Source organism: Devosia alba, assembly GCF_039938915.1.
GTDB lineage: Bacteria > Pseudomonadota > Alphaproteobacteria > Rhizobiales > Devosiaceae > Devosia > Devosia alba.
The window spans coordinates 13,547-37,236 of the sequence record NZ_JBDUUI010000002.1 but is presented as its reverse complement, the minus strand read 5'-3'; the positions used below and the strand labels follow the sequence as shown (position 1 = coordinate 37,236).

Annotated in this window: 16 protein-coding genes and 1 pseudogene; 8 read left to right on the top strand and 9 right to left on the bottom strand. The window is 64.9% G+C overall.

Annotation, left to right across the window (positions count from 1 at the left end):
• Nucleotide 1: 1 nt before the first annotated feature.
• From ABFY71_RS02635 to ABFY71_RS02625, 3 genes are all read left to right on the top strand, one after another.
• Nucleotides 2–838 carry a glycerophosphodiester phosphodiesterase gene (locus tag ABFY71_RS02635; protein WP_347944555.1) on the top strand — a complete coding sequence of 279 codons (837 nt, stop codon included), beginning with the start codon at nucleotides 2–4 and terminating at the stop codon, nucleotides 836–838.
• Nucleotides 835–1,659 (top strand): inositol monophosphatase family protein, encoded by an 825-nt coding sequence (locus ABFY71_RS02630; RefSeq protein WP_305578503.1) that lies wholly within the window; start codon nucleotides 835–837, stop codon nucleotides 1,657–1,659. Before ABFY71_RS02635 ends, ABFY71_RS02630 begins: the two co-directional genes overlap by 4 nt.
• Before the next feature lie 338 nt (nucleotides 1,660–1,997).
• Complete coding sequence (locus ABFY71_RS02625; RefSeq protein ID WP_347944554.1) at nucleotides 1,998–3,272, top strand: O-acetylhomoserine aminocarboxypropyltransferase/cysteine synthase family protein; 1,275 nt, start codon at nucleotides 1,998–2,000, stop codon at nucleotides 3,270–3,272.
• Between the two features lie 73 nt (nucleotides 3,273–3,345).
• On the opposite strand, the gene ABFY71_RS02620 is transcribed toward ABFY71_RS02625, so the two are convergent.
• The 5 genes from ABFY71_RS02620 to ABFY71_RS02600 all read right to left on the bottom strand — a co-directional run bounded on the left by ABFY71_RS02620 (nucleotide 3,346) and on the right by ABFY71_RS02600 (nucleotide 13,657).
• Nucleotides 3,346–5,085, bottom strand: coding sequence for a methyl-accepting chemotaxis protein (locus tag ABFY71_RS02620; protein WP_347944553.1), 1,740 nt, complete (start codon nucleotides 5,083–5,085; stop codon nucleotides 3,346–3,348).
• Complete coding sequence (locus ABFY71_RS02615) at nucleotides 5,082–5,390, bottom strand: hypothetical protein (protein ID WP_347944552.1); 309 nt, start codon at nucleotides 5,388–5,390, stop codon at nucleotides 5,082–5,084. The genes ABFY71_RS02620 and ABFY71_RS02615 overlap by 4 nt, the downstream gene beginning before the upstream one ends.
• Nucleotides 5,391–5,547: 157 nt before the next feature.
• Nucleotides 5,548–7,677, bottom strand: a complete 2,130-nt coding sequence (gene pbpC, locus ABFY71_RS02610; RefSeq protein WP_347944551.1) for a penicillin-binding protein 1C — start codon at nucleotides 7,675–7,677, stop codon at nucleotides 5,548–5,550.
• A complete protein-coding gene (locus ABFY71_RS02605) occupies nucleotides 7,674–13,169 on the bottom strand; it encodes an alpha-2-macroglobulin family protein (protein ID WP_347944550.1) in 5,496 nt (1,831 codons plus the stop codon). The genes pbpC and ABFY71_RS02605 overlap by 4 nt, the downstream gene beginning before the upstream one ends.
• 98 nt (nucleotides 13,170–13,267) lie before the next feature.
• Nucleotides 13,268–13,657 carry a YciI family protein gene (locus ABFY71_RS02600; protein ID WP_347944549.1) on the bottom strand — a complete coding sequence of 130 codons (390 nt, stop codon included), beginning with the start codon at nucleotides 13,655–13,657 and terminating at the stop codon, nucleotides 13,268–13,270.
• Between the two features lie 166 nt (nucleotides 13,658–13,823).
• On the opposite strand from ABFY71_RS02600, the gene ABFY71_RS02595 reads away from it, so the two are divergent.
• The 5 genes and pseudogenes from ABFY71_RS02595 (at nucleotide 13,824) to ABFY71_RS02575 (ending at nucleotide 19,571) form a co-directional block, all read left to right on the top strand.
• Nucleotides 13,824–14,885 (top strand): aldo/keto reductase, encoded by a 1,062-nt coding sequence (locus ABFY71_RS02595; RefSeq protein WP_347944548.1) that lies wholly within the window; start codon nucleotides 13,824–13,826, stop codon nucleotides 14,883–14,885.
• Entirely contained in the window at nucleotides 14,860–15,561 is a 702-nt protein-coding gene (locus ABFY71_RS02590) for a fumarylacetoacetate hydrolase family protein (RefSeq protein ID WP_371136234.1), read from the top strand. The genes ABFY71_RS02595 and ABFY71_RS02590 overlap by 26 nt, the downstream gene beginning before the upstream one ends.
• Nucleotides 15,561–16,649 (top strand): ATP-dependent DNA helicase, encoded by a 1,089-nt coding sequence (locus tag ABFY71_RS02585; RefSeq protein WP_347944547.1) that lies wholly within the window; start codon nucleotides 15,561–15,563, stop codon nucleotides 16,647–16,649. The genes ABFY71_RS02590 and ABFY71_RS02585 overlap by 1 nt, the downstream gene beginning before the upstream one ends.
• Nucleotides 16,650–16,747: 98 nt before the next feature.
• Nucleotides 16,748–18,502, top strand: a pseudogene (locus ABFY71_RS02580) (cation:proton antiporter domain-containing protein); the annotation flags it as partial.
• A 640-nt stretch (nucleotides 18,503–19,142) separates the two neighbouring features.
• Nucleotides 19,143–19,571: an RrF2 family transcriptional regulator gene (locus tag ABFY71_RS02575; protein ID WP_305579122.1), complete on the top strand. Its 429-nt coding sequence runs from the start codon at nucleotides 19,143–19,145 to the stop codon at nucleotides 19,569–19,571.
• Here the strand turns inward: ABFY71_RS02575 and purU are convergent.
• The 4 genes from purU to ABFY71_RS02555 form a co-directional block, all read right to left on the bottom strand.
• Nucleotides 19,568–20,422 (bottom strand): formyltetrahydrofolate deformylase, encoded by an 855-nt coding sequence (purU, locus tag ABFY71_RS02570; RefSeq protein WP_347944546.1) that lies wholly within the window; start codon nucleotides 20,420–20,422, stop codon nucleotides 19,568–19,570. The genes ABFY71_RS02575 and purU overlap by 4 nt on opposite strands.
• Nucleotides 20,423–20,720: 298 nt before the next feature.
• Nucleotides 20,721–21,530, bottom strand: a complete 810-nt coding sequence (locus tag ABFY71_RS02565; protein WP_347944545.1) for an ABC transporter permease subunit — start codon at nucleotides 21,528–21,530, stop codon at nucleotides 20,721–20,723.
• Nucleotides 21,531–22,493 carry an ABC transporter permease subunit gene (locus ABFY71_RS02560; RefSeq protein ID WP_347944544.1) on the bottom strand — a complete coding sequence of 321 codons (963 nt, stop codon included), beginning with the start codon at nucleotides 22,491–22,493 and terminating at the stop codon, nucleotides 21,531–21,533.
• Complete coding sequence (locus tag ABFY71_RS02555) at nucleotides 22,490–23,638, bottom strand: ABC transporter ATP-binding protein (protein WP_347944543.1); 1,149 nt, start codon at nucleotides 23,636–23,638, stop codon at nucleotides 22,490–22,492. The genes ABFY71_RS02560 and ABFY71_RS02555 overlap by 4 nt, the downstream gene beginning before the upstream one ends.
• Nucleotides 23,639–23,690: the final 52 nt, after the last annotated feature.

The following is a 23,690-nucleotide window of genomic DNA, read 5'->3' as shown; positions in this document are numbered from 1 at the left end:
GATGACAAATCCTCGCTATGTGGAGCGCGACGGCCATCGCACCTGGCTGAAATGGCATCGTGGGCGGCGCCGGGCGTCCGATCCGGCATTTACCGGCAAGCGCCTTATCGAGGCGATGCGCCTGGGCGCCAGTGTCGAGGTCGATTTGGTGGTCCATGCCGACCATGGCTGCGCCATTTTGCACGACCTGCAACTGGACCGCGAGACCACCGGCAGCGGACTGGTCGCCAAGGCCCGGGCCAGCGAACTGCGCCAACTGTATCTGCGCGGCGCAGACGGGCGGCCCATCCCCGACAGGGTCATGCTGCTCGAAGACCTGTGCGCATTGTTGGCCGATGATTTGCCCCATCCCGATAGCTTGCTGCAGCTCGACTTCAAACAGGATGCCGCCGCGCTGGACCCGCAAACCATTGCCGGTTTCGCCGCCAGCATAGGCCCCCTGGCGCCGCATATGATCGTCTCGGGCGGCGATGCCGAGGCGGTCGAGCTCCTGGCTGCGGCCACGCCCGGCCTGCGCCGTGGCTACGATCCCTGCTATGGCGCGTCACTGGCGAAATTGCGGAGCAGTGGCGATTTCGGTCGTTTTACGGCCGATGCGCTGGCAACGGCACCCCGGGCTGATTTCATCTATCTGAGCTACGAGATCGTGCTCGAGGCTGATCAGGCTGGTTTCGACATGATTGCCGCCTGCCAGGCCGAAGGCCATCGCGTGGATGCCTGGACGATCAGTGCCGTTAACCCCACCACCCTGTCGCAGGTCAACCGCCTGCTGGCACTCAAAGTCGATCAAATCACTACCGATGACCCGGAGGGTCTTGCCATGGCGCTGACCATATGACCGTCTCTTACGCTGACACTCTCGACCAGATGGTTGCCATCGCACGCAGTGCCGGTGCCTTGACCCAGCGCCACTTCAAGCGCTTCGCCGAACTTGAAATCGGCGTCAAGGGCCCCGGCGATTTCGTCTCCGATGCCGACAAGGAATGCGAGCAACTGATCCGGGACGGCCTGTTCGCGCTGCAGCCCGACTGGAGCCTGACCGGCGAGGAATTCGCCCCGGTGGAAGGTGGCGACGCCGACCATCGCTGGCTCGTTGACCCCATCGACGGCACCACCAATTTCCTCAATGGCTGGCACTACACCATCACCATTGCCCTGCGACGTGGCAATCAGACCATGTGCGGCCTGATCTACAATCCGGTGGCCGACGAGATGTTCACCGCGCTCAAGGGCGCTGGCGCCTTTCTCAACGGCGAGCGTCTGCACGTCAGTGCCAGCACCGATGTGGCGATGATGTGCGTTGGTACGGGTCTGCCCACCCCGAACCTGCAGCTCTATCCGGGCGCCTATGACCGGCTCGACACCATCCGCGCCCCGATTGGCGCCGTCCGTGTGGTCGGTAGTGCGGCCAATTCCTGCGCCTATGTCGCCTGCGGGCGATTGACCGGCTACTACGAAGAAACCGGCTTTATTGACACCGCTGCCGGCATATTGCTGGTCGAGGAGGCTGGCGGCATTGTTACGGACTGGTGGGGGCGCGGACCGGACGTTTTTGAACGCACCGGGGTATTGATTGTGGCCAATCGGGCCACCCACGCCTATCTGCTCGACAAGCTGCGAGCGGTGCCGCGCAAAGACCCGGTCGCCGAGCGCGATTGATCGCTCATGGTCGCTTTTGCGAACGACACGGGGCGTGGCCACGGGTCGTCCGCAACCGGGTGCGGCGTGGGCGGACTGGCGCCTTCCCGCAGCGGTGACTGCGCGCTGACAGGCACGCCTGCAATCAGGGGCTCTGGGCATTTCGGCGCCTCGCAGCCGCCCAATTGCCGCCGAGGTCAGCCACTCGACGTCCTGTCGACCCAAACTTGCTTGCAACCATGGTCTTTGTTATTTGGGCGACGACGTCGCCGAAACGTGCGATCAGCGGCGCAAAATGCTGGCCAGCGATGGTATCGCTTAGATCGAACAATGAAATCCAACGGACGAGAGGGTAATCCATGAAGCTGGAATCAATTGCGCTGCACCACGGCTACACATCGGAGCCAACCACCAAGGCGGCGGCGGTGCCGATCTACCAGACCACCTCCTATACCTTTGACGACACCAAACATGGCGCCGACCTGTTCAATCTGGCGGTGCCGGGCAATATCTATACCCGCATCATGAACCCCACGACGGCCGTGCTGGAGCAGCGCGTGGCGGAAATGGAAGGCGGCATTGCCGGGCTGTGCGTGGCCTCGGGCATGTCGGCCATCACCTATGCGATCCAGGCGATTGCCGGGATGGGCGACAATATCGTTTCGGTGAGCCAGCTCTATGGTGGCACCTATAACCTGTTCATGCACTCGTTTCCGCGCCAGGGCATTGACGTGCGGCTGGCCGATCAGGGCGATTTTGACGGCATCGACGCGCTGATTGACGAGAACACCAAGGCGGTCTTCTGCGAGTCGATCGGCAATCCGGCCGGCAATGTTGTGGACATTCAGCGGCTGGCCGAGATCGCGCACAAGCATGGCGTGCCGCTGATTGTCGACAATACGGTGGCGACGCCCTATCTGTGCAGGCCGTTCGAATTCGGCGCCGATATCGTGGTGCACGCGCTGACCAAATATATCGGCGGGCACGGCAATTCCATCGGCGGCATCATTGTCGATAGCGGCAAGTTCGACTGGGTCAAGAACAAGGACCGCTTCAAGATCCTCAACGAGCCCGACCCCTCCTATCACGGCGTGGTCTATACCGAGGCGCTTGGCGCTGCCGCCTATATCGGGCGTTGCCGCGTGGTGCCATTGCGCAATACCGGCGCGGCCCTGTCGCCGCACAGCGCCTTCCTGTTCCTGATGGGGCTGGAAACACTGGGCCTGCGCATGGAACGGCATTGCGAGAATTCGCTGGCCCTGGCCAACTACCTGCAGGCACATCCCAAGGTGAGCTGGGTGAATTATGCGGCGCTGCCGACCAGCAAGTATCATGCGACTGCCAACAAGATCACCAAGGGCAAGGCCTCGGGCATTGTCAGCTTTGGCATCAAGGGCGGCGCGGTGGCGGGTGGTCAGTTCATTGACGCCCTCAACATGATCCTGCGACTGGTCAATATCGGCGACGCCAAATCACTGGCCTGCCACCCGGCCTCGACCACCCATCGCCAGCTCTCGACGGAGGAACTGGCCACGGCCGGTGTGTCGGAAGATCTGGTGCGCATCTCGGTGGGCATTGAGCATATTGACGACATCATTGCCGATGTTGAACAGGCGCTGGCCAAGGTCGGTTAGCGTTCAGGCCGATTGGCAAGTGCCACGTGCACGGGACGGCATTTCTGCCGTCCCTTTTTTGTCAGGGGCGTGGCTAACGACGAAAGCCGCTTGCCGCCCGGCGCAGCTGCTGCACGTCCGAGGCGGGCATAGCGGACCGGGTCTTGGGGCGGTCATCGGTCTTGAACACTTCGACGAGCCGGTCGATCTCAGTCGCCTGGTTCTCAGTCTGCATGATGGCGGCATTGGTTTGCTCGACCAGGGCTGCATTGTGCTGGGTCATCTGGTCGATCTGGCGCACCGCGCCGGACACCTCGTCAATGGCCGAAGACTGTTCGCGGCTATTGCGGGCAATGCCTTCCATCAGTTTATTGTTGGCCCGGGCCGCGTCCACCATCGTCGCCAGTTTGCTGGCCGCTTCGGCCACCAGCCTGGTGCCGGTGCCGACTTCGCCAGCCGAGGCGTCAACCAGGATTTTGACATCGGAGGATGCCTGCGCCGCCGACTGCGCCAGGCGCCGCACTTCGACGGCCACCACGGCAAAGCCCTGCCCGGCATCGCCAGCGCGGGCTGCTTCCACCGAGGCATTGAGCGCCAGCAGATTGGTCTGGAAGGCGATGTCGTCGATCAGGCCGATAATGTTGGAGATCTTGGCGGACGATTCGGTGATGCGGGACATGGCAGCATTGGCCTGCCCCATGACGAGACCGCCCTCCTCACCCACCTGATTGACCTTTTGTGCATTGATATTGGCATCGCGGGCCCGATCGGCATTTTCGAGCACCGTCGCTGCCAACTGCTCAATGGCGGCCGAGGTTTCTTCAATGGTTGCGGCTTGCTTGGTCGTGCGCTCGCTGAGATCATTGGTGCCGATGACGATTTCACCGGTGGCCTCCCGCATGTTGGAAATGGCGGTGCGAAGCGCCGTCATGATAGTCGTCAGCGTCTCGGCGAGGGCATTGGTGTCGGTCTGTAGCTGGGCGAAGGCACCCTGATATTTCCCGGTCATGCGGGCGCGCAGATCGGTATTGGCCAGGCTGGACAATACCCGCGCGGTCTCGCCCAGACTTTCGCCCACGGTTTCGATCAGCCCATTGATGGACGAAGCCAGCGTTGCCAGTTCAGGGTCGCTATAGCTGGTCTCAATGCGGGCCGAGAAATCGCCCTGGCTTGCGGCCGTGACCACACGGTTGAAGTCGGTGGAGAGCTGCTCCATCGTGGCCTGGCGCGCCTGGCGCCCGGCGGCAGTGGTCCGCTCGACCTCATCGGCAAGCGATTCCGCCTTTTCGGCGCTGGTCTGCGCCTGTTCGGAGCGGTCGTCGGCGATCTGCAGCAGATGCTGGGTGTTGGTGGTCATCCAGATCAGGCCGAGGGCTTCGATCACCAGAATTACGGCGTGCAGCATGACCCGGCCAAGGCCGCCGCCACCGTAAAAGATCAAATCGTCCAGGGTCATGCCCAGCACCAGATGGTGTACCGCGACCAGGGCTGCACCCAGGATAATGGCCTTGGCGTCATAGAGCAGTGCACAAACGGCCAGACCGGCGAAGAACGCCATGTGAATGTCGGTCTGCAGCGGCTGCCCGCGGGCGGAGATCAGCATGGCCATCACTTCGGCCATCATTACCGCCACTGCCATATAGCGGAAGGCGGCAGACTGGCGGCTGGCGAGGAAGGTAACAAGCAGCCCGGCAATGCCGAGGCCACCCAGCAGACTGCCCAGGCCCAGTTCACCCTGTAGCAGAAATTCGACAAGCACCGCGATGGCGGCCATTGCGGCCGCCAGGCCAGCAACGAAGACCGAGGCTCGGCTTCTTATGGAATCAAGTGTCATGTTGTTTCGCGTTCAAGTTGGGGTGCACACAGCCCGGAAGCTTTGAGAAAAAACAGCGCACCCAGGCTTCTGGCACGCTGCTGGAAATCGGCGTTGTCGGCATAGACCACGACAATATTGGGCAGTTTGGTTGGCCCCACGGCGTATCCGCCAGCGGCACGCACGATGGCCCAGGCGGTTTGCTCGCTGGTGAAGGGGGCAAAGGCCACGGCCATTTCACCCTTGGCCTTTGGGGCCAGCATGAAGGCGACGACCAGCACTACCGATAGTGTTGAGAACATCAGGGCAGGAGCAAACTGGCGCATATCGCGTTACTTGTCCGTACTCGCCGGCAACAGCGTATTGCCGACAAGAACTAGGCCAAAATGGTTACCAATTCGATTAAATTCCAAGGGGGTTCAATTGGGGGGGCGAGCCCAAGCGCCGGCCGAAGATTCGTGCCGACGTCAAATCGCACCAGGCCTAGTTCAGGAACACCCTGACACTGTCGCCCCGCCCTTCGGCGTCGACCACCGACAGCGTGACATAGCCGGGGCCGTCGGGGTGCCAATTGTCCTGACGGGCAAAACCGGGCCGCCCGAACGGGGCGCCATTGGCAAAGAAGGTGAAGGGGGGCACTCCGTTGCGCACCTTGACCATGAGCGGGGCGGATTGGCCGAGGCCCAGACCCAGATCGACGGCCACGCCATCGCCGGGAAAGGCGATCTCGGGGGCGGCGTCGCGGGCGACCAGGTCGGTGTCGGGATGGCGGAAGCGCCGCAGCGGGGCGGGCAGCTCGGTGGTCGAGGCAAACAGGGTCCCCCTGGGGGCGCGCGGCAGCGGCGCGCGCCGACTGCCCAGCCGGTCAAAGGCCTCAAACAGGATTGGCGCGGCGCCGGTAATGCCGGCGAGGCCCGGGACGGGGGCGCCATCGGGGCGGCCGGCCCAGACGCCGATCACGGTCTTGCCGTCAAAGCCGATGGCCCAGGCATCGCGATAGCCATAGGAGGTGCCGGTTTTGTAGGCGATACGGCCGGGCGAGCCGTTCAGCGGTGGGGCGACGTCAGCCAGGATATCGGCGACATACCAGGCGCTGATCGGGTCGAGCACGGGCGCGGCTATGGATGGGGGCAGTGGCGGGGTGGTGCCGTCATGCACAATCACCGGCGTGCCGCCATGGGCAATGGCGGCATAGACCGAAACCAGATCGCGCAGGGTAATGCCGACGCCACCCAGGCCGACGGCAAGGCTCGGCGCGGTATCGGTGGGCAGGCGCGGATCGGCGTGGGCCCGGCGCAGGCGCGACACCAGCCGCGCCGGCCCCACGGCATCAAGCACCACCACGGCGGGGATGTTGAGCGACTGCGTCAGGGCGTCGTGAATGGTCACCGTGCCGCGACTGAAGCCATCAAAATTGATCGGGACATAGCTGCCAAAGGCGGTGGGGCGATCCTCGATCAGGCTTTGTGGATGGGCCAGTCCCAGCTCGAACGCCAGCCCATAGATCAGCGGCTTGAGGGTGGAGCCGGGCGAGCGTACGGCCCCGGTCATATCGACATAGCCGTCGCTCTGGGTGGCAAACAGGCCGGCCGAACCGATTGAGGCGAGGATCTCGCCGCTGTCGATATCGGCGGCGACAATGGCGACCGAGACCCTGGGGTCAATCAAGCGGGCCCGCGCGGCAGCGAGCTGCTCGAGGGCGTCCTGCAGGCGCCGCTCGATGGTCAGACTGATCGTGCGAGCATCTGGCTGGGCGCGCACCGCCTGTTCGGCCAGATGGGCGGCCAGCATGGGAAAGGCCCGGCGGGCCGTCGGCACCGGCTCGTGCTTGGCGGCAATGGCCTCTTCAACTGGCAGGGCCTCCAGGGCCACGAGACGATCAAGCACCTTGTCGCGGCCGGCACGGGCGGCCTCGGGATTGCGGTCGGGGCGGCGAAGTTCAGGCGATTGTGGCAAGGCCACCAGCAGCGCCGCCTGCGCTGTGGTCAGCCGGTTCGGCTCCTTGCCGAAATAGGCCAGGCTCGCGGCGCGGATCCCCTCGATATTGCCGCCATAGGGCGCCAGCGTCAGGTAGAGGTCGACAATGTCGTCCTTGCCGAGATCGGCTTCGAGCTGGCGGGCATGCACCATCTGGCGCAATTTGCCCCAGGCGTCGCGCGTGGGCTCCCCTTCGAGCAGTCGGGCCACCTGCATGGTCAGCGTTGAGCCGCCGGACACGACCCGGCCGCCCGCCATGACGAATTGCCCGGCAGCGCGCAGCATGGATGACCAGGCGATGCCGTCATGGCTGGCAAAGCTGCGGTCTTCATAGGCGATCAGCATGGCAAGGAAGCGCGGATCGACCGCGTCGCGCTTGACGGGAAGGCGCCAGCGGCCCTGGGCGGTGGCGAAGGGTCGCAGCAACAGCCCGTCCCGATCGGTCACGGCGGTGGAGACGGGCAGCGTGGCCGCATGCGGCGTGGGGGGCAGTGCCTGCGCAATGCGGGCAATGCTGGCGCTGAGCTGAATCGTGCCGGCAAAGGCCAGCACGAACAGGGCAAAGCCGAGCAGCGTCAGCCACCGCGCCCAGGGGCGCGGTGAGGATAAGGGTGGTGTCGCCTCGGGCGTGCTCACGGGCCTGTCGCGGTCACCTCGACCATGCCAGCGGCGGTATTGGCCCGCAGCTCTGGCCGATACATGTCCTCGACAGTGGCGCCGGGCAGGGTGAACAGACCCGGGCTGACGGCCCGCACCAGATAGGCCGTGGTGAAGCTGCCCGGCTCGGAGAAGAAGCGGAAGGCGGCGACATACTGGTCGGTGCGCGATTCCACATGGCTGGCCGTGTCGAGCTGCAGCCAGTTGAAATCGGCCACGCCATCGCCTGACGACAGGTCCGGGTTTTCGATTTCAAAGCCGGCGGGCAGCGGGTCGGCCAGCAGGTATTGTCCTGATCCCAGGGTCTCCGGATAGACGGTCAGCACCACCACCAGCCGCTCATTCTGGGCGATGGCGTCGATGTCGATGTCAATGGGGGTGCCATCGGGCAGGAAATACTCGCGGAACAGGGTAAAGCCGGCACTGGATGGGTCGGGCTGCACGCTGGGATAGCCGGTGACGGTCACCTTGGCCTGGGTGGCGGCATCGCCATTATTGGTGATGTCGATGGCGCTGAACCCGGCCTGCTCGAAGCGGCGATAGACCGGCGCGGCGAGGGCCTCTCCGTTCAGGCTGATGGTCCCGTCGGTGGTGCTGCTGCCCAGAGCGGCCGCCGCCAGCAGGGTCCAGCCATCTTCCTGGGTCGAGCTATAGCGGGCGGCGTTGCGCAGTTTGGCGAGCTGGTCGGCCAGCGCCGTCAGATCGACGCCGGCCGGCTTGAATTCGGCCGCCAGTGCCAATACGCCCGCTGTGTCGCGCAGCAGGCTGCCATAGTCGGCACGGTAGCGCTGCCGGTTGGGCGCATCGGCCAGACTGCTGACGGCCGCATCGAAGGCCGTGGCGGCGCGGGTGGTGTCGCCATAGAGCGCCAGGGCGGCGCCGAGCTGGGCCTTGGCCAGGGGCGAACCGAAGGCGTCGAGGCGTGCTTCGAGATAGTAGCGCAGATCGCCCATGCTGACGCGTCCGGCGCGCGCCAGATCGTAGAGTGCATAGGCTATGTCTTCGCCGCCATTGTCGAAGTCGCTGGCATAGGAGAGCTGGTTGCCCAGATTGTCGAGCGCCCGGCTCATGGCCTGCTCGGGCACCGCATAGCCGGCTGCCCGGGCGCGCAGCAGGAAGTCGGTGACATAGCCATCAAGCCAGCCATCGCCACCATCGAATGGCCCCCAGAGGCCAAAGCCGCCGCCCGAATTCTGCTTGGACAGCAGATTGGCAATGGCGTTGTTGACGGTCTGGCTGAGCGCTTCATCACCCGCCACGCCGATCAGCTTGGCGACGTCGTTGAGGTAGAGCAGCGGCAGGGCGCGGCTGGAAATCTGCTCGGCACAGCCATAGGGATAGCGGTCGAGCGAGAGCAGCAGGCCGGGGACATCGAGCCGGGCGAGAGGGCCGACCGCCAGGGTCATGGCGCCGGTATTGGCCATGTAGCTGGCAAAAAAGTCCTCATCAATGCTGGTGGTCTTGCCGGGGTCGATGGCAATCAGCGTGCTGGTGGTGACCGGGGCGCTGATGGGGCGGACGCCCAGGGTCAGCGCCTTGGTCTGGGTGCTGCCATCGGGTGCGGTGATGGTCAGCTCGATGGGCCAGTCGCCGATCGCCAGACCCTGCAGCTTGAGGTTGAGCGCCGTGCGTTCACCCTGGGCCAGCTCGACCTGCGTGTCGGTCGCGTCAGTGCCAAGGCCGGTGCCGGTCGACAGGGCGACACCATAAGTGCCCGATGCACCACCCACATTGTTGATTTCGACGAGCAGGCGCGAGGTGTCGTCGACGCGCAGGAAGCGCGGCGGGCTGAGGGTGACGACCACCGGATCGCGCACGATCACATCGGTCGAGGCGTGGCCGACCGCAGTGTCGGTCCAGGCCATGGCCATGACCCGTACCGTGCCCGAGAAATCGGGCATGTCGAAGGTGATGCTGGCCTTGCCGTCGGCGTCGATGTCGACAATGCCGGAATGCAGCGCGACCAGCACCGAGGTGGGTGGCGGCGTGCCCAGCCGCGCCGCGCCGCCATCGCCGCCCGAGCGCATGGCGCCGGCCATGCCCTGGGTCGGATCGATCAGCGAGCCATAAAGATCGCGAATGTCCATGCCGAGCTGGCGCTGGCCGAAATACCAGTCATCGGGGCTGGGCACCTTGAAGTTGGTCAAGTTGAGAATGCCCAGGTCAACGGCGGCGACGGCGACATAGGCCCGCTGGCCGGCGGCCAGATTGCCCAGCGCGATTTCGGCGGTGAAGCTCTGGCGCGGCAGTGCGATGTCGGGCGTGGCAAGGCTGACATCGAGCTTGCGGTCACCCGGTTCGACATCGGCAAAGGCCAGGCCCAGGGCGCGCGATGGCATGCGCTTTTCGCCCGCATCGGCGGGACGATAGAGGATGGCCGTCACATAGGCGCCGGGGCCCCATTCATCGGTAACCTCAAGGCCAATGGTGGTGCCCTCGGCAGGGACGTCCACCGCCTGCATGGCGATGACGCGGTTGTCGACCACCATTACCAGCGCGGTGCCGGCAAATTGCGGGTCGAGCTTGAGCCGGGCCGTTTCGCCAACGCGATAGGCCGGCTTGTCGAGGGCCACCTGCAAGGTGTCGGGCGTGTCCGAACCGGCATCGGCATAGTAATAGCCGGCATAGAAATCATAGCTCGAGGCGGTCGCGTCGGGGCCGGTGCTGTCGACCTCGATCTGGTAGCGGCCCCAATCGACATTGGCGCCCACGGTGACCGGGCCGCCCGCCGGCGTGTCAACGCTGCCGCTGGCCACTTCGCGGGTGGTGGTGATGGCTTCCCACTGCCAGGCGCTGCCATTGCGATACCACTGATAGGTGGTTTCGACGCGCGACAGGATCCAGTTCAGGCCGGTCTTGGCGACAGCTTCGCCCTCGGGCGAGACGGCAATGATGTTGAACTGCGCCGCACTGCCCGAGGGCAGGCCAGTGGGGTCGGCAAACACCGGCTTGATGCCGATGCGGTCGCCGTCGGCCTGCACAGGGCGGGCGATACTGCGCTCAATGGTGCGGCCATTGGTGTCGACCAGTCGCAGCAGGATCTGCGCCTGCAGTGGCCGCGTGGTGGTCTGTACCGGCGGCAGGGTGATCTCTGCCACGGCATTGCCGGCCTCGTCGGTGGTGCCGACAACGCCAAGCGGCTCGCGCGTGGTTTCCATGCTGTCGTCGAGCCGGCCGAAGGTATAGCCGGGGAAGGCCTTGAGCGTCTTGACCGGGCTGATGATGGCGTCGGCTTCAATGGCCAGGCCCGGCGCGGTGGCGCCATAGAGATATTTGGCGGCGACGTCGATCTCGGTTACCGCCTCGAGCACGAAGGGCGCGTCGTCGGCGGTGCTCAGCTCAAAGGCCAGCCGTTCGGGCTCGAAATCCTCGACGAGGAAACTGGTGGAAGACAGCGCGTCGGCATTGGGATCGGAATAGAGCCGCAGCGTCCAGGAACCGCGCATGGCTTCTTCGACCATGGGCAGGCTGGTGAAGTAACCACCGGCGCCCTCGTCGCTGAGCAATTGCGTGCTGGCGATGACGCCGTCGGGCCGCTGGACTTCCAGGGTCAGCGGCAGGCCGGTGACGGCCTGGGCGCGGTCATCGCGCAGCAGGGCGGTGAGGAACACGGTTTCGCCGGGGCGATAGACGCCGCGCTCGGTTGTGGCAAACAGGTCGAGCGGGCCGGGCGAGGGCCGCCCTTCGACGCCGCGATCGGTCAGGTCGAAGGCCGGCTTGCTCAGATCGAGAAAGGCGTAGTCACCGTCAGCGGTTTCGGCCACCAGCAATTGCGGTGCCGCGCCGCCCGTGCCGCGGGCCAGGCCGGGGGCAAACAGGGCGCGGCCATCGGCGTCGGTTGTGGTCTCGCCCAGCACGTCATTGTTGACGGCAATCAGGCGGACGCTGGCATTGGCCACCGGCTGGGCGTCGGTCAGGCCCCGCACAAAGGCGTGCACACCGTCATCGCCGGCAATGGTGGTCAGGCCCAGATCGGTGATGATGAACCACTGGGTTGCTTTTTCTTCCCAATAGCGATCCTCGACGGCACCCTTGATGCGGGCCGTCACCACATAGGCACCCGCCCGCATGTCGCCGATGGCATCGGCGATGGGAATGGCGGTGGTGGTCAGCGCATTGGGCTCGCCACGCGCCAGGTCGACCTCGCCGCTCCAGAGCTGCTGGCCAACCCGGTCGGCAATGTCCTCAGCCGCGTAATCGGTCAGATTGCCCTGGAAAATGCCGTCGCGCACGGCGCTGGCAATGGCCCGATCGCCAATGCGGTAGATCTTGAGCTCGGCGGTGTCGGCATTGACCGAGGTGATCGGCAAGCCGCCACCCAGCCCAGCCGGCATGACATAGGCATTGTTGGCAAAGCCGACAAAGGGCGCGCGATCAGGCACATAGACATTGAGCTCGACATCGTCGCTCAGGGTTTCGCCATCGGCCGAGGGCAGGCCGGCCCGCAGCTTGATGGCGTAGCGGCTGCCATGGCTGACGCCGTCGACGCAGATCAGGTCGGCCTCGGTTTCCACCGAAGTCTGGGGCGCATCGGCTACCACGACATAGGCGGAGAGGTCGGTGCTGCCGAGCGGATCGGAGAACACGGCGCAAATGCGCGGGGCGGCTGCCTCGGCATCAACCACATGATTGACCACGCGGAAGCCGTGCTGGGCGACAATTTCGTCGAGATGGGCGGCGACGTCGGCGTCGGGGACCAGGGCGAGGCTGAGCCGATAGGTGGCGATCGCCTCGCGCCACATGCTGGCATATTCCAGGCCATTGGCCAGTGCCCGCAAGCCATAGGCCCGGTCATCGACACTGGTGGCGCGCAGAAAAGCGTTGAGGGCGGCCGACACAGCAGTGCGGCCAAGCTCGGCGCTGTTGTCGCCTTCGCTGGCGCCCGCCACAGCTTCGGCGCGGGTCAGCGCGGCAATGGCCAGCGCCTGCCACAAGGCGGGATCATTGGGGTTGATGGCCAGCGCCTGGCGATAGGCGATCATCGCGCCGGCCGGATTTTCGGCGGCGCTGGCGGCGTCGCCATCGGCTACCAGATCGGCATAGCTGGCCTTGGGTGGTGGCGCGTCGGTCAGCGGCAGCTCATTGGCAAAGCGCCGCGCCGTATCAATCAGGTCCTGGGCCGGAAAGGGCAGTTCGGCCTGACGCACCACCGCGGTGGTGGCCATTGTCGCTGCACGGTCGAGCGTGCCCGAGACGGCACTCTTGAACTGGGTGGCCTCGCCGATATCGCCCTTGAGGAAACACCAGTTTGATTTCTGGTTGAAGGTGAAGGCCAGGCAGAGCTGGTCCTCGGCACAGGCGGCGCTGCAGGCATCAAGACTGCTATCCTTGACGATGGCATAGTCAAAGCCCGGCAGGTCGGTGTCGGGCAGCAGGGTGATGTTGGGTTCGGCTGCCGGCGCACTGGCCATGCCCAGCGCCAGAATCAGTGCCGCTCCAACCCAGCGGATAACGCCAACACCGTGCCGCATGCTGCTCTCCCAAGCTTCAAGCCTCTGCTGCATATGGACAATAGGCACGGGCAGAATGCAAGGGAAAGACGGGGCAGGACCGGGCTGATTGGTGTCGCCTAGCCTTTTGGCGGCGTCACATCGCCCGGCCGGTAAATTGCCAGCGGGCGAATTTCATAGGCGCCCGTGCCACTGCCGGGATTGGCCTTGGCCAGTTCCTCGGCGAAGGCGATGGCCTCATCGATTGAGTCGCAATCGGCAACGTAAAAGCCCAGGAACTGCTCCTTGGTCTCGGCAAACGGGCCGTCAAGCACCACTGTGGTGCCCGAGTTCTTGCGCAAGGTGGTGGCGGCGCTGGTGTTTTGCAGCCGCACCACCGGGCCCAGCCGGCCCTTGGCGCGCATGGCGTCCTGCACGACGTCGAGCCGGGCCATGCAGGCATCGTCTTCCTCCTGGGTCCAGGCGCTGACGGCCTTTTCGTCCTCATAGCAAAGCACGGCATAAAGCATGGTGCGAATCCCTGTGTTGAACCGGGGGATTATGCCGGGACTTTCTGGTCTGGAGAAGGCATGGGGGACACAAATCGGCGCCCGGTCCCTTCGCGTGCACGGCGCGGTGGTTTATGCAATGTTCTCGTCTTGCAGTTGATTCAGTTCCCGTTGGGGGAGAACACCCATGGAATACCGCTATCTGGGGCGCTCGGGCCTGAAAGTGTCGACCCTGACCATGGGCACCATGACTTTTGGGGGCAGCGAGAAGATCGGCAATACCAGCCGGGCCGACGCCGCGCGGCAGGTCGATATGTGCCTTGATGCCGGGATCAATCTTTACGACACTGCCAATGTCTACAATGCCGGCGTGTCGGAGGAGATTCTTGGCGATATCCTGGCCGAGAACGGGCGGCGGCAAAAGGCGCTGATCGCCACCAAGGTGCGCTTCAAGATGGGGGATGGCCCCAACGAGATCGGGCTGAGCCGTCACCATATCATCGCGCAGTGCAAGGCCAGTCTGCAGCGCCTCAAGACCGACGTCATCGACCTGTACCAGGTGCATGAATGGGACGGGCAGACGCCGATCGAGGAGACCATGGAGGCGCTCGACACGCTCGTGCGCCATGGCCATGTCCGCTATATCGGCTGTTCCAACTATTCGGGCTGGCACATTTCCAAGGCGCTGGCGGCCGCCAAGGAGCGGGCCGGCGAGCGCTTTGTCAGCCAGCAGATCCATTACACGCTGCATTCGCGCGAAGCCGAATATGAGCTGGTGCCGATCAGCCAGGACCAGGGGCTGGGCATTCTGGTCTGGTCGCCGCTGGCCGGCGGGCTGCTGTCGGGCAAATATCGCCGCGACGGGGGGCCCGACAGTGGCCGTCATGTCGGCGGCTTTCGCGAACCGCCGGTCTATGACTGGGACAGGCTCTACGACATTGTCGATGTCATCGTGGCCATTGCCGGGGAGCGGGGCGTGTCGGGGGCCCAGGTGGCGCTGGCCTGGACGCTGGGCCGAGCGGGGGTGAGCTCGGTGATTATTGGCGGGCGCAGCCAGGCCCAGTTCCAGGACAATCTGGCCGCAGCCGATCTCGCGCTGAGCGTCGATGAACGGGCGCGGCTCGACGCGGTCAGCCAGCCGCCGCTGCTTTATCCCTATTGGCATCAATCCTTCACCGCGCAGGACCGGCTGGGCCAGATCGATCTGGACCTGATTGGCCCCTATGCCGAGGATTTCAAGCGTGGGTGATTTTCTGTTTGCGCCCCATGCTCCCGTCACGATCCCCATTGCCCGGGGCGGCTTGTTTGCCGTGCGCCGGCTCTATTGCGTCGGCCGCAACTATGCCGAGCACATCGTGGAAATGGGCAATGACACGCGCGACCCGCCGTTCTTTTTCGCCAAGCCCGCCGATGCCGTGCTGGTGGGGGGCGCGGCCATGCCCTATCCGCCGCAGACGGCGGACCTGCAGCACGAGATCGAGCTGGTGGTGGCCATCGGCAAGGACGGGGCCGATATCGCGGTGGGCGATGCACTGAACCATGTCTATGGCTATGCGGCCGGGCTGGATATGACCCGGCGTGATCTGCAGGCACTGGCCAAAAAGGCCGGGCGCCCCTGGGAGATGGCCAAGGCATTTGACTGTTCGGCGCCCATTGGCACCATCGAACCTGCCGAGGCCATCGGCCATCCCGACAGCGGCGCCATCACGCTGTCGGTCAATGGCGTGGAACGCCAGCGCGGCGATCTGGCTGACCAGATCTGGAGCGTGGGCGAAGCCATCGCCTATCTCAGCCAGTTCGTGACGCTGAAGGCCGGCGATCTGATCATGACCGGTACACCGGCCGGGGTCGGCGCGGTGGGACGCGGCGATGTGATCGAGGGCAGCATTGCGCGCGTCGGCACGGTGCGGACAGTGATCAGCTGATGACAGTCTGGTCCCCCCAGCAGGACGCGGCGCTGGTCGCGGTATCGGATTGGCTCAAGGATCGCGACGGCCCGCAGGTGTTTCGCCTGTTCGGCTGGGCAGGCACCGGCAAGTCGACGCTGGCGGTGCATCTGGCCCAGGATGTGCGCAAGGTCCGCTTTGCCGCCTTTACCGGCAAGGCGGCGCTGGTGATGCGCAAGCGGGGCTGCAAGGGCGCCCAGACCATTCACAGCCTGATCTATACCCTGGTCAGCGAGAAGGAAGGCGAGCCGCGCTTCGTGCTCGATAGCGAAAGCCCGGCGGCCGATGCCGATCTGATCGTCATTGATGAAGTCTCGATGGTCGATGAGCAACTGGGCCGCGACCTGCTCAGCTTCGGGGTCAAGGTGCTGGTGCTGGGCGATCCGTTCCAGCTGCCACCGGTGCAGGGGGCGGGCTTCTTCATCGCCGACGAGCCCGACATCATGCTGACCGAAATCCATCGGCAGGCGGCGGACAACCCGATCATTCACCTGTCGATGCAGGTGCGCGAGGGCGGCTTTCTCGAACGCGGCAGCTATGGCGAGTCCATTGTGGTGGGTCGCGAAAATGTCGATCGCAATGCCGTCATGGAAGCCGATCAGGTGCTGGTGGGCCGCAACAAGACGCGGCTGCAATATAATGACCGGCTGCGCGAGCTGAAGGGCCTGCCCTTCCATGAGCCGGTGCTGGGCGACCGCATGGTCTGCCTGCGCAACAATCCGCGCAAGAAGCTGCTCAACGGGCAGATCTGGATCGTCACCGAGGCGACGCGGCGGACCAATGGCAAATGGAGCCTGCTGCTGGGCGCCGATGAAGGCAGAGGCGAGGCCAAGGTGCTGACGCACAAGGCGTTCTTTGCGGGCGAAGAGGATGCCATGAGCTGGCCCGAGCGGCGGCAGTTTGACGAGTTCACCTTTGGCTATTGCCTGACCGTGCACAAGGCGCAGGGTAGCCAGTGGGACAATGTCTATCTGTTCGATGAAAGCTTTGTGTTCCGCGAAGAGCGGGCGCGCTGGCTCTATACCGGGATTACCCGCGCCGCTGAGAAGATCACCGTGGTGTCGTGAGCGGCGCCCCGGCCCGGCGGTAACGCTTGCGCCGGGGGGGCGGATACTCCATTTTGGCACTAGAGAATTCGTCGTCCCCTACCCAGCCCGGAGCCAGCATGCCGCACGACACCCCCCTGATCACGATGATCGTTGCGGGTCTGGTGCTGGCCTATATCTTCGGCATGATCGCGCAGCGGCTGAAACTGCCGCCCCTGGTGGGCTATCTGTTCGCCGGCATTGCGGTCGGTCCCTATACGCCGGGCTTTGTCGCCGACCAGGCGCTGGGGGCCGAGCTGGCCGAGTTGGGCGTCATCCTGCTGATGTTCGGGGTGGGGCTGCATTTCTCGCTCAAGGATCTGATGAGCGTGCGCGCCCTGGCGATCCCGGGGGCGCTGGTGCAGATCGGCTTTGCCACGCTGCTGGGCCTGGGGCTGGCGAGCCTGCTGGGCTGGGGGCTGGGCGCCGGCCTGCTGTTTGGTCTGGCGCTGTCGGTGGCCTCCACCGTGGTGCTGCTCAAGGCGCTGGAAGAGCGGCGGCTGGTCGACACCGAGCGTGGCCGGATCGCGGTGGGCTGGTTGATCGTGGAAGATCTGGCCATGGTGCTGGCGCTGGTGCTGGTGCCGGTGATTGCCGGCCTGGGCACTGGCGACACCGGGGTGCATGATCCGTTCCGCTCGTTTGTCGAGCGGCTGATCGGCAATGAGGTCGGGATCTGGGGCGTGCTGGGCCTGACCCTGATCAAGATTGCCGCCTTTATCGGCTTCATGCTGGTGGTCGGCCGGCGGATCATCCCGTGGATGCTGCATGGCACCGCCCATACCGGCAGCCGCGAACTGTTCCGGCTGGCGGTGCTGGCCATGGCGCTGGGCGTGGCGCTGGGCTCGGCCATGCTGTTTGGCGTGTCGCTGGCGCTGGGGGCGTTCTTTGCCGGCATGATCCTGTCGGAAAGCGAGCTGTCGCAGCGCGCGGCACAGGAAACCCTGCCACTGCGCGACGCCTTTGCGGTGCTGTTCTTTGTCTCGATCGGCATGCTGTTTGACCCGATGATCATCGTCACCAGTCCGCTGCCCGTGCTGGCGACGGTGGCGATCATCGTGCTGGGCAAGTCGGCGGCCTCGTTCTTGATCATCCTGCTGTTCCGGCGGCCGCTGGCCACGGCGCTGACAATTTCGGCGTCGCTGGCGCAGATCGGGGAATTCTCGTTCATCGTCGCCAGCATGGGCGTGGCGCTGGCGATTCTGCCGCGGGAAGGCCAGGACCTGATCCTGGCGGGCGCGCTGATTTCCATCATGCTCAACCCGCTGGCGTTTTGGGTGGTGGACCGGATCAGGCCGCGGCTGGAGGCCAGATCGGCGGCGCGCAAGACAGACCGGGGCGCCGGCGATGGCGAGCGGATCGAGCCCGCTACCGGAGCGGCCAGTGTGCAGGCCACGGACCAGGCCACTGGCGACGCGCTCGAAGCGGACGGGGTCGCGCCGAGCCAGCAGACCGGCCACACCGTGCTGGTGGGCTTTGGCAGGGTCGGCAGGGTGGTGGGGGAAAGCCTGCACGTTGCCGGCGCGCCACTGGTGCTGATCGAGGACAATGAACACCATGTTGCCCTGGCGCGAGCGCTGGGCATCGAGACCGTGCTGGGCCATGCGGCCCGGTCGGAGGTGCTGGCCCTGGCCAATCTGGCGGCGGCGGACTGTCTGCTGATCGCCATTCCCGATGGCTTTGAGGCGGGCAGCGTGTGTGAAGAGGGGCGGCGGTCCAATCCCGCCATCCGCATCATTGCGCGGGCGCATTCCGAAGCCGAAGAAGAGCATCTGCGCGGACTTGGCGCCGATGTGGTGATCAGCGGCGAGCACGAAATCGGCCTGGGCATGCTGGCCTGGCTGCGCGGCGAACGTCAGGCCGAACCGGTCGGTGACGCCGTCGCGGTCGGGCCCAAACTCCCGCCGGTCGACAATCTGCTCGAACAGGTGGCCGCGCGCTCGGCCATGGCCGCAGCAACAGCAACAGCAGCGGCCAGCACGGAAACGCCGGACAGCCCGGTTGAGCCAGAAGCGCCAGCTGCCAAGGACGACAGCCCTGAGCCGGCAGAGATTGCGGTGGTCGAGGCCAAACCGGTGGCTGACGTCATCATCTTGCCAGCGCCGACCACTGCGATTGAGGTGCCGCCTGCCACGCTGCAGCCGATCTTGCCGGCGCCGAGCGGGGATGACAGCCCGGGCGAGGACAGTGCTGCCGATGCAGCAGCAGCCGAGGGTGTTCTAGCCGACGATGGTGCGACCGACGCTGCGGCGGCGGCGGAGATTGACGTTGCGGCCGAGGCTGAGCTCGCCCCGGCGACCACTGCTGACGCCGCGCCGGCCGAACCCGTAGCGGCCGTGGCCGACGCGGAACTGGCGCAACAAAAGGCCGATGAAGTCAGTGAAGGCGGACCGGCGCCGGCGCCGACCGACGAGGACAGGCCGGCTGAAAGCGTGGCGCCTGAAGTGCTGCCTGAGCCCAAGGGTTAGCGGTTCGATGATTTCGCAAAAGGCCAAATATGCGTTGCGCGCGCTGGTGTCGCTGGCCCGGGTTGAGCCCGGCACCAGCGTGATGATCGGCGAGATTTCCCGGGCGCAGTCGATCCCCAAGAAATTCCTCGAACAGATCCTGCTTGAGCTCAAGCGGGCCGGTTTTGTGGCCAGCCGGCGCGGTCGGTCGGGCGGTTATGTGCTGCTCAAGGCGCCTGAAGACATCATGTTCGGCGAGGTGCTGCGGCTGATCGACGGGCCGATCGCGCCGCTGCCCTGCCTGTCCAAGATCGCCTACAGGAAATGCGCCGACTGCCAGGACGAAGCGTCCTGCGAAATCCGCCACGTGTTCGAGCGGGTCACACTGGCCACCCGCGCCGTGCTCGACAGCACCACGCTGGCCGATTCACTGCGGCTGCAGGATCTGCCGGTCTAGCCGAACACCACGGTCTTCTTGCCGTTCAGCATGACCCGGTTTTCCAGGTGCAGCTTGACGGCACGGGCCAGCACGCGGCTTTCGATGTCGCGGCCGGCGGCGACCAGGTCCTCAGCGCTCATGGCGTGGGTGACGCGGGCGGTTTCCTGCTCGATGATCGGGCCTTCATCAAGATCGGGGGTGACGTAATGGGCGGTGGCGCCGATGAGCTTGACGCCGCGCTCATGGGCTTGGTGATAGGGCTTGGCCCCCTTGAAGCTGGGCAGGAAGGAGTGGTGGATGTTGATCACCCGACCGAACAGTCGGGTCGACAGCGTGTCCGAGAGCACCTGCATATAACGCGCCAGCACCACCAGATCGGCGCCGCTCTGGTGCACGATTTCCAGGATTCTGGCTTCCTGCGCCGGCTTGGTGTCTTTGGTCACCGGCAGCAGATGGAACGGGATGGCGGCGTCTTCGGCAATCTTGCGCACGTCGGGGTGGTTGGAAATGATGGCGGCGACATCGGCATCGAGCCAGCCGACGCGGATCTGGTAGAGCAGGTGCAGCAGGGTATGGTCGAATTTGGAGACCAGGATGACGATGCGCTTGCGCTGGCTGAGCTCCGTCAGGCTGGTCTGCATCGAGAAGCGTTCGATGGGTGATTTCAGCGCCCGATCCAGCGCCTCGCGGCCCACCGTGGCGGGCGCGGTGAAGGCCAGGCGCATGAAGAAGCGACCGGTTTCGCGATCCCAGAACTGATTGGATTCGGCGATATTGGCGCCCAGGGCGGCCAGTTCGGTGGTGACGGCGGCGACGATGCCGGGGCGGTCGGCGCAGGACAGGGTCAGCACGAAATTGGCAGCGGACATGGCAGGGTCTCCAGTGATCTTGGCAGCGGTATCAATGGCTTGGGCGCGCGCGTCAAGGGTGGGGCGGCGCTGGCCAGCAGATCGGCAGGGCGCGTGAAAAAGGGCCGCCCTGACGGACGGCCCTTTCCGAGTCTATCGGCCTCGAGTGCCGTGGAGGTGGGTGCTTATGTGGGATCACTCCCTGTCATCACCGTAAATCCAAGACCTGCTTCGAGAACCAAAACCTCATAAACCACTGGATCACCTCCTTTACGTTGGTTGAACATAAGGGGAGCCTGCGCTGATTTGGTAGGTCTGTCTAGGGCAGCGGATGTTTCGGCCGGGAGCGCCGTTGCAGCAGCGTGGCGGCGACTACCCCCAGGGTAACGAAGCCGATGATGATGGTGGCCAGCGCATTGACGTCAGGGGAGACGCCGAGCCGGACCTTGGAGAAGATCACCATGGGCAGGGTGGAGGAGCCAGGACCCGAGACGAAGCTGGCGATCACCAGATCGTCGAGCGAAAGGGTAAAGGCCAGCAGCCAGCCCGAAATCAGCGCCGGGGCGATGATGGGCAAGGTGATGTCGAAGAACACCCGTACCGGGGTGGCACCCAGATCCATCGCCGCTTCTTCGAGGCTGAGATCAAGATCGGTCAGGCGCGACTGCACCACCACCACTACATAGGCCATGCAGAAGGTGGCGTGGGCAATGATGATGGTCATCAGGCCACGCCCAGCCGGCCAGCCAAGAATGCCTTCCATGGCGACAAACAGCAGCAGCAGCGACAGGCCGGTAATCACATCGGGCATGACCAGCGGCGCGGCAACGGTGGCCGCCAGCATGGTGCGGCCGCGGAAGCGGCGAAACCGCACCAGCGCCACCGCGCACAGCGTGCCCAGCACCACGGCGATGGTTGCGGCCACAAAGGCGACCTGCAGGCTCAGCCAGGCCGCGCCCAGGATCTGCGGATCGGCCAGCAGGGCGCCGTACCATTTGGTGGAAAAGCCCGACCACACCGTGACCAGGCTGCTCTCATTGAACGAGAACACCACCAGCGAAATGATGGGGGCGTACAGAAAGGCGAAGCCCAGCGTCGCCGCGATGGTGAGGAACCAGCTGCGCCGCATCTAACTGGCCTGCTCTTTGTCGCGCATCGCATCCTGGGCGCGTTGCAGCAACATGACGGGTATGACGACCACCACCAGCATGGCGATGGCGACGGCGGCGGCGCGCGGCCAGTTGGTATTGGCAAAGAACTCGTCCCAGAGCACGCGGCCGATCATCAGCGTGCCCGGGCCGCCGAGCAGCGCGGGAATGACGAACTCGCCGATCGCCGGGATGAACACCAGCATGGAGCCGGCCAGAATGCCGGGCATGGACAGGGGCAGGGTGATGGACAGGAAGGTGCGGACCGGGCGGGCGCCCAGATCTGCCGAGGCCTCCAGCAGGGTGCCGTCGAGCTTCACCAGATTGGTGTAGAGCGGCAGGATCATGAAGGGCAGGTAGGTATAGACAATGCCGACATAGACGGCGAAATCGGTTTGCATCATCACCAGCGGCTCGATGCCGAACAGGGCAAGGAACTGGTTGATGACGCCATTGCCGCGCATGAAGCCGCTCAGTGCGTAGACGCGCAGCAGGAACGAGGTCCAGAACGGCAGGATGACCAGCATCAGCAGGATATTGCGCCACTGGTCGGGCGCCCGTCCGATCACATAGGCCATGGGGTAGCCGATGAGCAGGGTGATGACAGTTGAGATAAAGGCAATCTTGGCCGAGTTCAGATAGGCCGCGACATAGAGCTGGTCGGTGAACAGGCGCAGATAATTGTTGAGGTGCAGGGTGAGTTGCACCGTGCCCTCTTCATTGGTCAGCAGCGGCGTATAGGGCGGGCGGCCGAACTGCTTGATGGTCAGCGAAATCCCGAACACCACGGCCAGCGGCACGAGGAAAAACACCGTCAGCCAGATGGCCGGGGCGGTAATCACCAAAGCCTTGCCGGAAATGCCGACCGCGGCCAGCGCGCGCTCGACGCCGGACCAGACCCGGGGACGCGGCGGCGGGGCATGATGGGTGTCGTGACTGCTCATACGGTCAGCACCGAGCCGGCGCTGTCGCCCCAGGTCAGATAGACCGCTTCGTCCCAGGTGATGGCATCGGGATTGCCGCGCATGGTGTTGGTCTGGGTCACGCGCAGGCGTTTGCCGCTGGCCAGCAGCACCTGATAGACGCTGACATCGCCCAGATAGCTGATCTCCTCGACAGTGCCCTGGGTCACATTGGCGTCGAACAGGCCGGCTGGGCGCTCGCGGCTGAGCGCCAGCTTTTCCGGGCGGATTGCCCAGCTCAGGCGCTGATCAGGCGCGCAGTCGACGCCATGACCGACATAGATATCGCAGCCGAGCTCCTCGGAGCGGATGCGGATATGGCCCGGCTCATCCTCGGTGACCACGCCCTCGACCATATTGACCGAGCCGATGAAGCCGGCGACGAATTTGGAATTGGGGAATTCATAGATGTCGGTAGGCTCGCCGATCATGGCGATCTCGCCCTGATCCATCACCCCGATCCTGGTGGCCAGACTCATGGCCTCTTCCTGGTCATGGGTGACCACGATGAAGGTGACGCCCAGCGTCTCCTGGATCTTGACCAGTTCGAACTGGGTTTCCTCGCGCAGCTTCTTGTCGAGCGCGCCCAGCGGTTCGTCGAGCAGCAGCAGCTTGGGTCGCTTGGCCAGCGCCCGCGCCAGGGCGACGCGCTGGCGCTGCCCGCCCGAGAGCTGATGCGGCTTGCGCGCGCCATAGCCCTGCAGCTTGACCAGGGTCAGCAATTCGGCAACGCGCTCGGCAATCTCGGCGCGCGGCAGGCCGTCACGCTTGAGGCCATAGGCGATGTTCTGCTCGACATTCATATGCGGGAACAGCGCATAGGACTGGAACATCATGTTGACCGGCCGGTTATAGGGCGGGACATGGGTCATGTCCTGGCCGTCGATCTCGATGGTGCCGGCCGTGGGCTGTTCAAAGCCGGCCAGCATGCGCAACAGCGTCGACTTGCCCGAGCCCGAGCCGCCCAGCAGGCAGAACAGCTCGGACTTGTAGATGTCGAGCGACACATCGGAGACGGCGAAGATATCGCCGAACTTCTTGGTGACGTTGCGGAGGCGCACAAACGGGGTTGCGGTCGGGTCGCGCCAGGGGCGCGTGTCGATGGCGAGCTGCGGATTTTTGACCATGTCGAACCCTGAGTGAGGCGGAGGGGGCGGCCTGGGCCGCCCCCGGATAAAC